This window comes from Pseudomonas cavernicola (genome assembly GCF_003596405.1).
Lineage (GTDB): Bacteria > Pseudomonadota > Gammaproteobacteria > Pseudomonadales > Pseudomonadaceae > Aquipseudomonas > Aquipseudomonas cavernicola.
In genome coordinates this window covers 2,781,740-2,797,000 of sequence record NZ_QYUR01000002.1, presented here as the reverse complement: position 1 = coordinate 2,797,000, position 15,261 = coordinate 2,781,740, and the positions used below count along the sequence as shown (strand labels likewise).

Sequence of the window (15,261 nt, the reverse complement as noted above, 5' to 3'; positions counted from 1 at the left end):
TTAAGGTTGATCGACAGTCCTTCCAAGGACTGGCCAATCTGAAAGACTAGCATCGTGCGCGAAAGATCTTTGGTGAAATGAGGTCACGTCGCTTTTGACCGATAGCCGTGCGTAAGAGACATGGGCACGTGATCCAGGCCAGCTGGGGTTGCCCCCGGCCTACTTAAACTGCCCGCGCAAACCGGGAGGCGTCCATATACGGGTGAAACCCCTAACCCTGTCAGGCGCCCTGTGCCTGGAGGAAGATCGAGAACAGCTCGGACTGCGATTTGATGCCGAGTTTGCTGTACATGTGCTTTTTGTGGACCTTCACGGTTTCCACGGAGATATCCAGCTTGCGGGCGATCTCCTTGCTCGAGCAGCCACTGAGCATCAGGCGCCCGACGTCCAACTCGCGGACGGTCAGTTGCGCGCCTTTGAGCTGGCTGACCGATGCTTCCAACTGCGTTCGCCAGTGCGCGGCGGGCTGTGGCTGCTGAGTGGGTGCCAGTTCCTCGAACGGCATGCGCTGGCGCAGCAGGGCGATCACCCAGGGCTGAATCAGCGAGAGCAAGGCGATCTGTTCGGTTGTGAATCGCTGGGTCGAGCCCAGCGACAGGCACAGGGTGCGGTCGGCATCCAGTTGGCAGTTCAACTGAATCTCATCGGCCACCACGTTCAGGCGGAAGTAGCGCTGGTAATACTCGGTCTGCTCGAAGTATTCCGGGGCCACTTCGGCAAGGTGAAAGAAACCGGTCTGCGCCTGTTCGCGGCTGGCGATATAGAAGGGGTCGAGCAGGTACAGACCATTCAGATAATCCTGAAACAGCGGATCGGGGCCACCGCCAACGCCTGGGCATTCGGCGAACACCTGGGGCCGCAGTTCGGAGCTGAAGAGCAGCACCACCCAGCTGTCGAACGTCACATACTGGCCGAGCAGACGTACCAGCAACGTCCAGAAATTCGGCTTGTCCAACGCCTCGATCAGTTGCCCGACCGAGCGATGCCAGGCGATGTCCTGTAGCGAGAGAGTCATACCTCTACCCCTGTTGGGTTACCACGCCCGCGTAATTACCCCGTGCGCACCTGATGCGCATACTGCCTCCATACCTGCGGTTCTGGCGAGGCCGGCGCGGGTCATTGAGTTGAATAACTACAAGAAGGTATACCCATGAAGGTCGAACTCGCTCAGCTTGCCGGTCGTGACGCTGATACCGCCTACAACCTGCAACGCGCCCTGGACGCCATCGCCGCCAGTGCGATCGATACCCAGTTGATCGTCTTCCCGGAAACCCAGCTGATGGGTTTTCCCAGTGCCGAGACCGTCGCCCAGGTGGCCGAGCCGCTGGATGGGCCGACCGTACAGGCGGTGCAACGCGCCGTGCGCGAGCGCAATGTCGCCGTGGTCATCGGTGTCGCCGAGGTGGATGCCGGCCGCTACTACAACACCACGCTGCTGATCACCCCGGAAGGCATCGCGCTGCGCTATCGCAAGACTCATTTGTGGCCTGACGAGCGTGGTTTGGTCTCTCCGGGGGATCGCTACTCCACCGGCCTGTGGAACGGTCTGCGGGTCGGGATGTTGATCTGTTATGACATCGAGTTCCCCGAATCTGCCCGTGCGCTGGCGCAGTTGGGCGCCGAGCTGATCATAGTCACCAACGGCAACATGGACCCCTATGGTCCCACGCACCGCACCGCGATCATGGCGCGCGCCCAGGAAAACCAAGCCTTTGCGCTGATGGTCAATCGGGTGGGCGAGGGCGATGGCGGCCTGGTTTTCGCCGGCGGCAGTGCAGTGGTCGATCCCTTTGGCCGGATGCTCAGCGAAGCCGGCCGCGAAGAGTGCCAGTTCGGCGTCGAGCTCGATCTGAGCCAGCTGGAGGCCGCCCGCCGTGATTACGACTACCTGGACGACCAGCGCCTGATCCTGCCCGGCGAGCGCATCGAGCATGCCGATGGCCGCCGCGAACTGCTGATTCCCTGAGCCCAGGCTTTGCGCCGATTTCGGCTCCACCACCACAACCAACAATGCGCAGCAGCAGTAGCCAATCTGGAGGGCAGCCCTCGGCAAGGCCCGCCAGATCAAGCTACCGCTCAGGAGATCCAAATGAACCCGACCCGCAGTATGAAATTCGCCCTGGCTTCGTTGTTCAGCCTCGGCCTGAGCACGGCCCTGGCCGATGCCCCGGCCGTGCACATCTACAACTGGTACGACTTCATCGGCCCGGACGTGACGAAGAATTTCCAGAAAGAGACGGGCATCAACACGGTCTATGACGTGTTCGACAGCAGCGAATTGATGCAGAGCAAGCTGATGACCGGCGGTAGTGGTTATGACGTGGTGGTCGCCACCGACAGCACCCTGCCGAACCTGATCAAGGCCGGCGTGCTGATGGAACTGGATCGCGACCAGCTGCCCAATTGGCCCCATCTGGATCCAGAAATCCTCGCCAAACTGCAGGTCAACGATCCCGGAAATCGCTACGCGGTTCCCTATCTGTGGGGCACCACCGGCATCGGCTATGACGTGGACAAGGTCAAGGCGATTCTCGGCGAGGGTGCGCCTGTCGATTCCTGGGACCTGATCTTCAAGGAAGACAACCTGTCCAAGCTGAGCCAGTGCGGCGTGGCCATGCTCGACGGCCCTGGCGATATCGTGCCCATCGCGCTGCACTACCTCGGCCTGCCCTCCAACAGCACCAACCCGGGGGACTACCGCAAGGCGGAGGAGCTCCTGCTCAAGCTGCGCCCGCACATTCGCTACTTCGACTCCTCCAAGTTCATCTCCGATCTGGCCAATGGCAATATCTGTGTCGTACTGGGCTGGGCCGGTGGCGTATTCGAGGCGCAGCAGACAGCCAAGCATGCGAAGAACGGGCGCCGCATCGAATACCGCATCCCGCGCGAAGGCGCGCCGGTCTGGGTGGAGAACCTGGTACTGCTCAAGGATGCGCAGCATCCGCAGGAGGGGAAGGCGTTCATCAACTACATGCTGCGCCCCGATGTGATCGCCGATACCTCCAACTTCCTCGGCTACCCCAACGGCAACAAGGACGCCACACCCCTGGTCTCCCAGGAGATCCGCGAGAACCAGGGGGTATATCCCTCGAAAGCGGTCATGGACACGCTGTTCGCCCTTGAGCCCCTGCCGCACAAGGCCGAGCGAGTGCGCACCCGCGTCTGGAGCAGGGTTAAGACCGGAAACTGATTGGCCTGCCAGTTTGTAGGATGGGTTGAGCGCAGCGACGCCCATCATTCCGCGCGCAAGGATGGGTACGGCCTGCGGCTTAACCCATCCGCCACGGCTTCACGGCCGGTCAGCCATTATCGCGCCGCGCTGACTCCTTCCAGCGTGGAGAAGGAGGTGTCCTTGGCGGTGAGTAGAAAGTCGCGCATGAAGGGCGCATCCAGCATGTCGGTGCGGATGCCGGCGTACAGCGTGGCGAACAGGCCTTTGTCGCCGAGGCGTTTGGCTGTCACGTAGCCACGCGAGCTGTACTCATGCAGCGCCCAGTTCGGCAGGCCGCACACACCACGCCCGCTAGCCACCAGCTGCATCATCATCACCGTCAACTCCGAGGTGCGCACTTGCGCCGGTTCGATATCGGCCGGTTCGAGAAAGCGGGTGAAGATATCCAGACGGTCGCGTTCCACCGGATAGGTGATCAGGGTTTCCTTGGCCAGGTCGCCCGGCACGATGTACGGCTTGTTCGCCAGCCCGTGCTGGTTGGCCACCGCAAGCATGGCCTCGTAGGTGAACAGCGGCACATAGGTGATGCCGGCCAATTCGAGTGGGTCCGATGTCACCACCAGATCCAGATCGCCGCGAGCCAGGGCCGGCAGTGGCGCGAAGGAGAAGCCCGAGGCCAGGTCCAGCTCGACTTCCGGCCAGGCATCACGAAATTGGTCGATGGTCGGCATCAGCCACTGGAAGCAGCTGTGGCATTCGATCGCCATGTGCAGACGCCCGGCGGTGCCGCCCGCCAGTCGCGCCATGTCGCGCTCGGCGGCGCGCAACTGTGGCAAGAGCGCATCGGCCAATTGCAGCAGGCGCAAGCCGGCGCTGGAGAAGCGCACAGGTTTGGTCTTGCGCACGAACAACGGCATGCCCAGGCGCTCTTCCAGTTCCTTGAACTGGTGGGAGAGGGCGGATTGGGTCAGGTGCAGGCGCTCGGCGGCATCGACCAGGCTATCGGCCTCGCGCAAGGCGTGCAGAGTTTTGAGGTGGCGAAATTCCAGCATGCAGCGAACCTCATGGTGATATGGGTATGCGTCGAGCTCTTTGTAGGAGCCAGGTCTGCTGGCGAATGCAGGCAACGCAAAAGCATCGCGAGCAGAGCTCGCTCCTACGGGTTAAAAAAAGCTAATCATGAATTAATCTATCGATCAACGCGAATACGTTGAGTTTGTCTCATGGTGCGGTGCCTGTCGACAATGCTTCCATCATTTGCATGGAGGTGTTTTGTCATGGCCCTGGCTCACAACCTTGGTTTCCCTCGTATCGGTCGCGACCGTGAACTGAAAAAGGCGCTGGAAGCCTATTGGCAAGGCGATCTCGACGAAGCCGGCTTGCGTGCGGTGGGCCGTGAGTTGCGCGCCCGCCATTGGCAGGTTCAGAAAGACGCCGGCATCGAGCTGCTGCCGGTGGGCGATTTCGCCTGGTACGACCAGGTGCTCACGCACTCGCTGTGCTTCGGCGTGATCCCCGAGCGGTTTCGCCCGCAAGCCGGCTTGCCGACCCTGGATACCCTGTTCGCCATGGCGCGCGGCGCTGTTGGTAACAAGAGCAGCCAAACCTGCGGCGGCGCCCATGCGCAAGAGATGACCAAGTGGTTCGATAGCAACTACCACTACCTGGTCCCTGAATTCAGCCATGACCAACAGTTCCAGCTGAGCTGGGAACAGCTGTTCGAAGAGGTCGAAGAGGCGCACGCGCTGGGCCATAGCGTCAAGCCGGTGCTGATCGGCCCGCTGACTTACCTGTGGTTGGGCAAAGCCAAAGGCGACAGCTTCGACAAGCTGGATCTACTCGAGCGCCTGCTGCCTCTCTATGGTGAAATCCTCGGCCGCTTGGCCGGGCAGGGAGTGGAATGGGTGCAGGTCGACGAGCCGATCCTCGCGCTGGACTTGCCGCAAGACTGGAAAAACGCCTTCGAGCGCGCCTATCACCTGTTGCAGTTCTCACCGCTGAAAAAGCTGATCGCCACCTATTTCGGCGGCCTGGAAGACAACCTCGGGCTGGCCGTAGGGCTGCCGGTGCAAGGTCTGCATATCGATCTGGTACGCGCGCCGGAGCAACTGGCGGTGGTGCTCGATCGGCTGCCGAACTACAAAGTCTTGTCGCTGGGCGTGGTCAATGGCTGCAACGTCTGGCGCTGCGATCTGGAAAAGGCCCTGGCGCAACTGCAGGAGGCACAACTGCGCTTCGGCGCTAACCTCTGGGTGGCTGGTTCCTGCTCGTTGTTGCATAGCCCGGTGGATCTGAACCGTGAAGATCGGCTGGATGCCGAACTGAGCAGTTGGCTGGCCTTCGCTGTGCAGAAGTGTAGCGAGGTCGCCGTACTGGCTAAGGCGCTGAGCGCGCCGGAAGACCCCACCGTGCAAGCGGCCTTGGCCGAAAGCCGTGCGGTGCAGGCGAGCCGAGCGCTGATCAACATGGTCGCGGCGGCGCGGCAATTGCGCAGCCAAGTGGCTTGACCGTCATTCCCCGCGCAGGTGGGAATCCAGCAGGCTCGTAGGCTGGGTAGAGCCGTTCTTTGGCGAAACCCAGCATTGCACGACGCGGGGTTTCGCTGCGCTCTACCCAGCCTACGGAGTCAGGCACCGGCGCAAATAAAAACGTTGAGCATGGCTGCTGCTCTTGTCGGCGCGAGCTCTGCTCGCGAAGCCCTTCAAGCAAAAGCTTCGCGGGCAAGCCTGCTCCTACAGGTTTTAACGCCCTACAGAATCACTGCCGGAATGACCATTCGGCAATCTTCATCAAACTGTCATGGTTCTGTGGCAGCGCGCCCGAATGAATATCACCAAACTCGCGTCCTACTGGGGTTCTGCGTTTTGGTGTTTTCTATGCGTGCGCTACTTTTCCTGGCTGCACTGGTGTGCGGCGTGCCGTCTTTTGCGGCATCTCGCTGTGAGGTCAATGTACCGACCCAACTGGCCGACCTGGGCGAGGTGAGTCTCGCCTACCAGAGTATCGGTCGCGACTCTGACCCAGCCCTGTTGCTGGTCATGGGCCTGGGTGGGCAATTGATTCACTGGCCGGATGAAGTGGTCGCAGCCCTCTGCGAGCAAGGTTTCCGGGTGATCCGCTATGACAATCGCGATGTCGGCCTGTCGACCTGGACACACGCAGCCCCGACGATCAACCTGACGTATGAAGTGCTGCGTTACCGGGTCGGTTTGTCGGTGTCGGCGCCGTATCAACTGAGCGATATGGCCAGCGACGCGCTGAGCCTGATGGATGCGCTGCGCGTGCAAAACTTCCATGTGTTGGGTGCCAGCATGGGTGGCATGATCGCCCAGCACATGGCCGATATGGCTCCTGGTCGGGTGCAGAGCCTGACCTTGCTGATGACCAGTTCCGGCGCCCAAGGTCTGCCCGCACCGAGCCCGGAACTGTTGCAGTTATTGGCGCGGCGGGAGGCACCGAACCGCGCCGTGGCAATCGAACAACAGACGGACCTGCTCGCGGCTCTTGGTAGCCCGAAAGTCGCCGACGACCGTCAACTCCTCTTGCAGCAGGCCGCCATCGCTTACGATCGCGCCTTCAACCCGGAAGGGGTGCAGCGGCAGACTCTCGCCATTCTCGCCGAACCAAGCCGGGTCGAACTGCTCAACCGCCTGCGTGTGCCGACCCTGGTGGTGCATGGCACCGCCGACCCGCTGTTGCCGGTGATGCACGGCGTGCATGTCGCCGCGCATATCCAGGGCGCCGAACTCAAGCTGATTCCGGGGCTTGCCCACCGCTTTCAGGAGGCCTTCAAGGAGCCGTTGCTGGCGGCGGTACTGCCGTACTTGGAAGCACATCGGCAGCCGACCGTGCAGTGGGCTCATCTGCCGCAGCCGCCGACGACTTACATGCAATAGGCCTGTCGCGCCAGTACTGCCAAGCCTCGGGCCAGCCAACACCATGCTCGACGTCAGGCAGAACGGCCAGTTGCATGCAGCGGGGCTGGCCTAGCCGGCCGGCGTAGCGCTGGAGCAGGCTGGCTGGCACGACCCGGTCGGCGTCTCCCACCAGATGGCGTTGGGGGAGTTCGCGCAGGCGCTCGGCGAAGTCCAGTGGCTCCAATGATTGTGTTAGCCGAGCCAGGCCCTGCTCGCGCGCCCACTGCCGGGGGCTGAGGTTGCCGGCCAGGGTTTGCACCTGGGCGATGTCATTCCGGTGCGCGGCCAGCAGCAACACCAGTGCGCCGCCGCCGGAGTAGCCGATCAGCTCGAAGTCGTGGTTGCCATAGCGTCGCTTGAGCTGGTCCAGGGCCTGGCCCAGGCTGCTCAGCACTGCTTCCGAGAAGCGCGCATCCGTCCAGTAGCGCGGCGCACAGCCCGGCGACTGGATGAACTGACAGGGACGGGCCAGGTAGACGCTGGGACGCGGGTCTGCGAGGGCCAGGCGAGCCAGCAGCAGGTCGCGGGGAGTCGGGTCCAGGCTGGCTTGGGTCGCGGTGATCCAGGCGCGGCCGTCGCCCTCCAGGTACACCCGCAGACGAGTGCTCGGCGGAGCTGAGTCCGGCAGCGCAACACGTAGGTCGAAGTGGGAGGTCTGCAGGCTGGCCAACTGATGGTCGTGTTGCCGCGCCAGTTGCTCCAGCCTGGCGTTGGGCTGGCTGCAGCCGGCCAGTACGGCGGCCAAACTGAATAGGTAAAGCAAGGCCCGCTGACGCGGGCCCTGGCACAGACTGCTCAGGTCAGAAATCGTAGCGGACCCTGGCCTGCAGGGTGTCGGCGGAGAAGTCCGTCTTAGTCAGGTAGTCATAGCTGACGCCGACGCTGACCGCGCCGAGGTGGTAAGTCACCCCCAGGCTGGCTTCGTAACTGTCGCGGGCCGGCTTCGCCCCATTGGTGATGAAGGGCGTGCCGCCAACCACGAAGGCGCTGGTGCTGCTGACTTGATCGGCGATGAAGTCGTGATAGGCCATCAGCTTGGCTTCCGGCTCCAGGCTGCCTTGGCCGGCGGCGAAGTTGCCGGCCAGGCGCACGCCGGCACCTAGCTCACCCACCTCGAAACGCTGTTCGTTGACGGCGAGCGCGGCCGACGAGCCTTTCTCGCGGAAACTGTCGATCAGCACGTTACTGTAGCGCGCCGCCACACGTGGCTCCAGCAACAGGCCTTGGCCCAGGTCGAAGCCATAGCCGCCAAGCAGGTTGAAGCCCAGGAGGTCACTGTCGTAATCGCCCTTGGCACGAGTGCCGGCGATATAGCGCTTGCTCTGGTTATCGCTCCGCCCATAGGTCAGGCCGGCGTCGACGAACCAGGCACCTTGCTCGAAGCCGCTATAGAGGGTCAGTGCATGGCCTTCGATATCGGTCTTGCCCGTTTGACTGCGAACGTCGCTGGTCAGGTAGCTATAGGCCAAGCCCAGGGTGGTCTGCGGATTCAGCTTGCCATCGGCGCCGACGGCGATGCCCTGGCTGTCGGCGTCATAGCCGGGAATGCCGTTGCGCTCGCCCTGATCGGCATCGCTGTTCAGCACCTGCACCCAGGCCCCGGTCTCGCTCAGGCCATCGCCGGAGGACAAGCCCTGGCGCAGACTGGCGCTGCGCCCTTGCAGAACGTTGCCGAGCAGGTTCTGGTTGCTGATGGCGGTCTTGCCGACGGCGCCGTTGACATCGGGGCCCAACTGCTCGGCCAGGCGGGTAGTTTGCGCTACGTCGGCGTTGGCGAAGGTCTGGAACAGCGGGTCCTGCGCGGAGAGCTGGGAGAGCTGTTCGGAGATCGGTTGAATCGCCGCCTGGGCGTTCTGGCTGGCGCCTTGGCCGGCGATTACATCGGCCGCAGCCGCACCGCTCTGCATCTGCAACTGGGCGATCAGAGTATTGCCTTGGAGCTGATAACCCTGCACCTGCAGCAACGCCGAGCTGCTTTGCACATTGATGTCGGCAATAGTCACCGGCACCCGTGCATTGGAGGGGGCATTGGGGGTCAGATCGAATCTCTCCCAACTGTTCGCACGAATCAGCTGATAGGGCTGGGTGCCGTTAGTGCTGAAGTCATTCGGCTTGGGCGTGAGCAATACGCGGGTGCCGGGTTCTATCTCGGCATTGCCGGACACATCCAGTACCGGGCGGCTGGGATCTGTGGCCTGGCTGAGCAGCATTTCCAGAGTAGCCCCGGCGCCCAGTAATTCCAGATTGCCATCCAGCGTGGTATGGGGGCGCTGGAGTTGCAGGTAACCTTGATATTCTGGCTGCTGGGGATGGTAGTCGTCCCAGGAAATTTCCAAATGCTTCGCCTGAATATAGTCACCGTCGAAGGTCGCTTTCCCCAGCACGTTGATCACGAAGTTGTCGAGAATCTTGCCGCGAATGGTGCCGCCTTCCCAATTGATTACGCCAGCGCCTCGAATGGCAGTCTCGCCTCCTTCGATCAAATCGCCGTCGTGAGTAAGGCGTGAGAGATGGCTACCTGGAAGGATATCAATGGCGACTCCTTCGGTGCGGACGGTACTGCCATTGACGATGATTACGTTATTAGTGTTCTGGTCCAGCACAATCCCGCGGGAGCCTGCACCTAGTGCCTCTATAGTGCCCTGGTTGCTGATGATTTCACCGACGCTGCTGTTATCACCGACATACAAGCCAGTCGCGCGTTGGCCAGTTGCGCGAATGCTGCCATCGTTCTGAATGCCGTGGGCGATCTGGCTGCCGTTCTCAATCTTCAAGGCAAAGCTGTCCTGACCATTGGCGATCAGGCTACCGGTGTTGTGCAGCTTGCCGGTTATCTGGCTGTTCCAGATCAATAGCGCATTGGGCGTTTCGTCGTCAGCCGGATCGGGAATGCCGGTGACCGAGATGGTGCCGCTATTGATCAGGTCGCCCTGCACCCGGCTCATGCCGAAATTGAGTGTGCTGGCCGGATTGCCGCTGCTGCTCAAGTTGGCGGTATTGGTGACGTTACCATTGATAGTGCTGGCGTCGAAGTCTATGGCGCTGTTGGACGGGCCGCTGGCGCTGAGCTGGGCATTGTTGGTGACTGCGCCCTGCACGGTAATGCCGCCGAAATCGATCAGGTCCGTATTGCCGCTGGCACTGCCAATAAAGGTCAGGGGCTGATTCTGGTTAGTATTGAATGCCAGCGGCGCGCCTTGGCTGAGGTCGTAGGTCTGTGCCTGGGCAGTCAGTGACAGGCTCAGGTTGGCGGCGATGACGAGGGCTAACGGGGTTTTACGAGCAAAGCGAATGATCATTGAACTGTCCTTGTTCAAGTTGGGTCGTCCTTGGTGGAGCCGCACCGGTCGAGTGAGCCCTATAAGCAGGGCAAAGATTAAAGTGGTCAGTAGTGAACTGCTAGTAGGTTTTGGACTTTTCTGGGAGCCACTCTCGAAATCGGCGAGCGGAGCCCTTCTGAAAGCAACTGCTCAGGCGGCATGCTCGTTCGGTTGGTGTGGGTGTTCGCTCTTGAGGTAATCCCTCAACTTCGCCTGCTGCCCTGGGGTCATGAACAGCCCCAGCTTGGTCCGCCGCCAGAGAATATCGGCTGCTTCCATGGCCCATTCCTCGCGGCACAGATAATCCACTTCGCGGGTGTACAGGCCGGCGCCCAGGTGTTCGCCGAGATCGCTGAGCTCGTGTACGCCATCCAGCAACCTCCACACACGGCTGCCGTAGGTGTTGGCCCAGCGCCGGGCCACTTGGGTGGGGAGCCAGCCGAAGCTTTCGCACAACGCTTCGATCAACGCACTCAGGCTTTCCAACTGTTCGCCACCGGGTAGCGGGGCGCTGGCGGTCCAGCTCGGTTGCAGGTTCTGGAAGTGCGGCGCGAGTTGCGCCAGGGCTGACTCGGCGAGTCGGCGGTAGGTGGTCAGCTTGCCGCCGAAGACAGACAGCAGCGGTGCCTCGCCTGGACATGCCGACAACGACAGGGTGTAGTCACGCGTCACGGCCGAGGGATCATCCGACTCGTCATCGCACAGCGGCCGCACCCCGGCGAAGCTGTGCAGGATGTCGGTGCGGCTGAGCTGGTGCTTGAAGTGGGCATTGACCACCTTCAGCAGATACGTGGTTTCCTCCTCACTGATCGCGACCTTGGCTGGGTCGCCTTGGTATTCGCGGTCAGTGGTGCCGATCAGGGTAAAACGTTCCAGATAAGGAATGGCGAAGACTATCCGCCGGTCTTCGTTTTGCAGGATGTACGCCTGCTCGCCGTCAAACAGGCGCGGCACGATGATATGGCTGCCCTGGATCAGGCGGACGCCGTAGGGCGACTTCTGCTGCAAATCATCCTGGATAAAGCGCGCCACCCATGGGCCGGCGGCATTAACCAAGGCGTGAGCGCGAATCGAATAGAGGCTGCCGTCGGTGCGTTCCAGGTTGATATGCCAGAGCCCTTTGCTGCGCCGCGCGCTGACGCAACGGGTGCGGGTATGCACATGGGCGCCACGCTCCCGCGCGGTCATGGCGTTGAGCACGACCAAACGAGCATCGTCGACCGCGCAATCGGAGTATTCGAAGCCGCGGCTGATCTCGGCTTTCAGCGGGCTGCCGGCGCCGAAACGCAGGCTACGTGAGCCGGCTAGTTTCTCGCGCTTGCCCAGGTGGTCATAGAGAAACAGACCGGCGCGAATCATCCAGGCCGGACGCAGATGAGGCTGGTGGGGGAGGATGAAACGCAGTGGTTTGACGATATGCGGCGCCTTGGCCAGTAGCACCTCGCGCTCAGCCAAGGCTTCGCGGACCAGGCGGAACTCGTAGTGTTCGAGATAGCGCAGGCCGCCATGGACCAGTTTGCTGCTGGCGGACGAGGTGTGTTGGGCGAGATCGTCCTTTTCGCAAAGGAACACCGACAGGCCGCGCCCAGCCGCATCCGCGGCGATGCCCACACCATTGATGCCGCCCCCCACTACCGCGAGGTCATAGACTTCGGCAAGCGAGTTGTTGTGGTTGTGGTTTGAGCGCATTGCGAGCCTCTAAAGTCGAAAGTGAACTTTCAATGTTCATTTTCGAAAATGGTAGTCGAATGCTTCACCATTGGCCAGCCGCAAGTTCGCTTGCGCGCCGAATGGTTGTGCGTGGGGCTTTATTTGCGGCAGGGTCAGACCAGGTGCAGTTGAATCTTCTGCTGCGTCAGCAAACGAGCCACCGCTGCAGGTGGCGCGCTGTCGGTGAAGACTCGGTCGACCAGGCCGATAGAGCCCAGGCGCACCAGCGCATTGCGGCCGAACTTGCTCGAATCGGCGGCGAGGAAGACCTGCCGGGCGTTGTCGATAATCGCCTGGGAGACCCGCACTTCCTGATAATCGAAGTCGAGCAGGCTGCCGTCTTCATCGATGCCGCTGATGCCCATCAGGGCGAAGTCGACCTTGAACTGCTGGATGAAATCGACCGCGGCCTGGCCGACGATGCCGCCATCGCTACGCACCGTGCCACCGGCGATCAAGACCTCGAAGTCGGCTTTGTCGCTGAGCTGGGCGGCAACGTGCAGGTTGTTGGTGATCACCTTCAGCCCGCGGTGATTGAGCAGGGCGCGGGCGATGGCTTCGGTGGTGGTGCCGATGCTGATGAACAGCGAGGCGTTGTCGGGGATCTGCGCGGCGATGGCCTCGGCGATGCGCTGCTTTTCTTCGCGCATCAGCCCGGCACGCATGGCGTAGGCGGTGTTCTGTGTACTGGAGGTCTCGCTCGCGGCGCCACCATGGGTGCGCCGCAGCAGGCCTTGTTCGGCCAGCTGATTGATGTCGCGGCGGATGGTTTGCGGGGTCACGACAAAGGCTTGCGCCAGTTCGTCGATACTGACGTAGCCACGCTCGCGGGCCAGGTCGAGAATGTTTTGCTGTCGGGGCGCCAGGTTCATGCAGGCTTCCTTGTTTTGGTCGGCATTATAGGCTGTCGGCGCGGCGTTTTCCGGCTAAGAGGCTGTTTGAAAATGTCTGCGCATCGGTGATGCTGCGTTAAAAATGGCTTCGGACTGCTCATTTACAGCTCGTAAACTCCGCGTCCTCAGCCATTTTTGCCTTGCCTGACCTTCGCTCGACTTTTTTCAAAGCAGCCTCTAAGGTACGCGAACTTTGTCAGATTATTTTCACATTCGAACATGACCCCTGCCATCGACCTGTTGAAGAAAGCCCGTGCCGAGCACTGGGTCCACGGTTATAGCCATGATCCCAAGGCCGCTTCCTATGGGCTGGAGGCGGCGGAGAAGCTTGGTCTGGAGCCGGCGCGGGTGTTCAAGACGCTGCTCGCGGCGAGCGAGAAGGGCGAGTTGTTGGTCGCGGTGGTGCCGGTCGCCGGCAGTTTGGATCTAAAAGCGCTGGCTCAGGCCGCCGGGGTGAAAAAGGCCGATATGGCCGACCCGGCCGCCGCGCAGCGGGCCGCCGGGTATCTGCTCGGCGGTATCAGCCCGTTGGGGCAGAAGAAGCGTTTGCGCACCTTTATCGATGGATCTGCCAAACGGCATTCGACTATCTATGTCAGTGCCGGTCGCCGGGGCTTGGAAGTGGAATTGGCCGCGGATGTCCTCGCGCAACAGTGCCAAGCGCAGTTCGCCGCCATCGGCCGCGATTAAACCAACGCAAATCGCCGGTTGGAATCGCAACAATTACGCCGTCAAAATAATAAGGAAGCCGTGATGCCCCAGTACCTTCTTGCCATCGACCAAGGCACTACCAGCAGTCGGGCGATTGTCTTCAGTGCCCGGGGCTTGCCGGTGGCGCGGGCGCAGCAGGAGTTCAAGCAGTATTTTCCCAAGGATGGCTGGGTCGAGCATGACGGCGAAGACCTTTGGCTGACCACTCTCAAGGTCTGCCGTGAGGCGTTGCAGCAAAGTGGGCTGAAGGCCTCTGAAATCGCCGCCATCGGCATTACCAACCAACGGGAAACCACTCTGGTTTGGGATGCTCTCAGCGGTACGCCAATCCATCCGGCGATCGTCTGGCAAGATCGACGTACCGCCGATTATTGTGCCGAACTCAAGGCAGCTGGCCATGAGGCCGCAGTGGCGGCCAAGACCGGGCTGCTGATCGACCCCTATTTCTCTGCCACCAAATTACGCTGGATTCTTGAGCATGTGCCAGGTGCCCGCGAGCGCGCCGAGCGGGGTGAGTTGCGCTTCGGCACCGTCGATAGCTTCCTGCTGTGGCGCCTGACCGGAGGCAAGTCGCACAAAACTGACGCGACCAACGCCTCGCGCACCTCGTTGTTCAATATCCACTCGCAGCAGTGGGACGCCGAGCTGCTCAAACTGTTCGACATCCCCGCCAGCCTGCTGCCGGAGGTGCTGGATTGTGCGGCGGACTTCGGCTGCACTGACGCGAGCCTGCTTGGTGCCAGCATCCCGGTGTTGGGTATGGCCGGCGACCAACAGGCCGCGCTGATCGGCCAAGCCTGTTTCCAGCCCGGTATGGTGAAAAGTACCTACGGCACCGGTTGCTTCATGATCCAGAACACCGGCGACCGGCCTGTCACCTCGCAGAATCGCCTGCTCACCACCGTCGGTTATCGCCTGCACGGCAAGGTCACCTACGCGGTGGAGGGCAGCATTTTCGTCGCCGGCGCGGCGGTGCAGTGGCTGCGCGATGGGATCAAGCTGATCAGCCATGCGCGCGACACCGAGGCCATGGCCGAACAAACTGGCGATTCCTGCGGCGTCTACTTGGTGCCGGCCTTTACCGGGCTCGGTGCGCCGTACTGGGACCCGAAGGCGCGGGGGGCGATCTTCGGGTTGACCCGCGATACTGGAATCAAGGAAATCGTCACTGCGGGCCTGCAGTCGGTCTGCTATCAAACCCGCGACCTGCTCGAGGCCATGCGCCAGGACGGTGCCGCGGCACCCAGTGCGTTGCGGGTCGATGGCGGCATGGTGGAGAACAACTGGGTCATGCAGTTTCTCGCCGACATCCTTGGCGTGCCGGTGGAGCGTCCGGAAGTGACCGAGACCACCGCGCTAGGTGTGGCGTACTTGGCCGGGCTGCAGGCAGGTCTCTATCCTGACCTGGAGGCCATCGGCAGGCACTGGCATCGGCAGCAGCGCTTTACCCCGCGGATGGCAGAGGATCACCGCAGCAAACTCTACGCCGGCTGGCTGGATGCCGTGCAGCGGGTGCGCAGCGAGGGCTGAAGTGGTTT

The 15,261-nt window shown here is 61.8% G+C and carries 11 protein-coding genes and 1 pseudogene; 6 read left to right on the top strand and 6 right to left on the bottom strand.

The window, feature by feature from the left end:
* Window positions 1-220 precede the first annotated feature (220 nt).
* Window positions 221-1,015: a helix-turn-helix transcriptional regulator gene (locus D3879_RS13335; protein WP_119954697.1), complete on the bottom strand. Its 795-nt coding sequence runs from the start codon at window positions 1,013-1,015 to the stop codon at window positions 221-223.
* 135 nt (window positions 1,016-1,150) lie between these two features.
* Here D3879_RS13335 and D3879_RS13330 point away from each other — a divergent pair, with 135 nt between their 5' ends.
* Window positions 1,151-1,966: a carbon-nitrogen hydrolase family protein gene (locus tag D3879_RS13330; RefSeq protein ID WP_119954696.1), complete on the top strand. Its 816-nt coding sequence runs from the start codon at window positions 1,151-1,153 to the stop codon at window positions 1,964-1,966.
* Window positions 1,967-2,089: 123 nt separating this feature from the next.
* Window positions 2,090-3,190 (top strand): polyamine ABC transporter substrate-binding protein, encoded by a 1,101-nt coding sequence (locus D3879_RS13325; RefSeq protein WP_119954695.1) that lies wholly within the window; start codon window positions 2,090-2,092, stop codon window positions 3,188-3,190.
* Window positions 3,191-3,306: 116 nt separating this feature from the next.
* On the opposite strand, the gene metR is transcribed toward D3879_RS13325, so the two are convergent.
* Complete coding sequence (metR, locus tag D3879_RS13320; protein WP_119954694.1) at window positions 3,307-4,224, bottom strand: transcriptional regulator MetR; 918 nt, start codon at window positions 4,222-4,224, stop codon at window positions 3,307-3,309.
* A 225-nt stretch (window positions 4,225-4,449) separates the two neighbouring features.
* On the opposite strand from metR, the pseudogene D3879_RS13315 reads away from it, so the two are divergent.
* Window positions 4,450-5,628 (top strand): annotated as a pseudogene (locus tag D3879_RS13315) (5-methyltetrahydropteroyltriglutamate--homocysteine S-methyltransferase); the annotation flags it as partial.
* A 420-nt stretch (window positions 5,629-6,048) separates the two neighbouring features.
* On the top strand, window positions 6,049-7,068 hold the full coding sequence (locus tag D3879_RS13310) for an alpha/beta fold hydrolase (protein WP_119954693.1): 1,020 nt from the start codon (window positions 6,049-6,051) through the stop codon (window positions 7,066-7,068).
* On the opposite strand, the gene D3879_RS13305 is transcribed toward D3879_RS13310, so the two are convergent.
* The 4 genes from D3879_RS13305 to D3879_RS13290 form a co-directional block, all read right to left on the bottom strand.
* On the bottom strand, window positions 6,962-7,852 hold the full coding sequence (locus D3879_RS13305; RefSeq protein ID WP_238474231.1) for an alpha/beta fold hydrolase: 891 nt from the start codon (window positions 7,850-7,852) through the stop codon (window positions 6,962-6,964). The genes D3879_RS13310 and D3879_RS13305 overlap by 107 nt on opposite strands.
* A gap of 37 nt (window positions 7,853-7,889) precedes the next feature.
* The gene (locus tag D3879_RS13300) at window positions 7,890-10,388 is read right to left on the bottom strand and encodes an autotransporter family protein (RefSeq protein ID WP_119954692.1); all 2,499 of its coding nucleotides are present in this window, start codon (window positions 10,386-10,388) and stop codon (window positions 7,890-7,892) included.
* A gap of 171 nt (window positions 10,389-10,559) precedes the next feature.
* Window positions 10,560-12,098: a glycerol-3-phosphate dehydrogenase gene (gene glpD / locus D3879_RS13295; protein WP_119954691.1), complete on the bottom strand. Its 1,539-nt coding sequence runs from the start codon at window positions 12,096-12,098 to the stop codon at window positions 10,560-10,562.
* 134 nt (window positions 12,099-12,232) lie between these two features.
* Complete coding sequence (locus D3879_RS13290) at window positions 12,233-12,991, bottom strand: DeoR/GlpR family transcriptional regulator (protein WP_119954690.1); 759 nt, start codon at window positions 12,989-12,991, stop codon at window positions 12,233-12,235.
* Window positions 12,992-13,231: 240 nt separating this feature from the next.
* On the opposite strand from D3879_RS13290, the gene ybaK reads away from it, so the two are divergent.
* Complete coding sequence (gene ybaK, locus D3879_RS13285) at window positions 13,232-13,702, top strand: Cys-tRNA(Pro) deacylase (protein WP_119954689.1); 471 nt, start codon at window positions 13,232-13,234, stop codon at window positions 13,700-13,702.
* A gap of 63 nt (window positions 13,703-13,765) precedes the next feature.
* Window positions 13,766-15,253: a glycerol kinase GlpK gene (gene glpK, locus D3879_RS13280; RefSeq protein WP_119954688.1), complete on the top strand. Its 1,488-nt coding sequence runs from the start codon at window positions 13,766-13,768 to the stop codon at window positions 15,251-15,253.
* Window positions 15,254-15,261 lie beyond the last annotated feature (8 nt).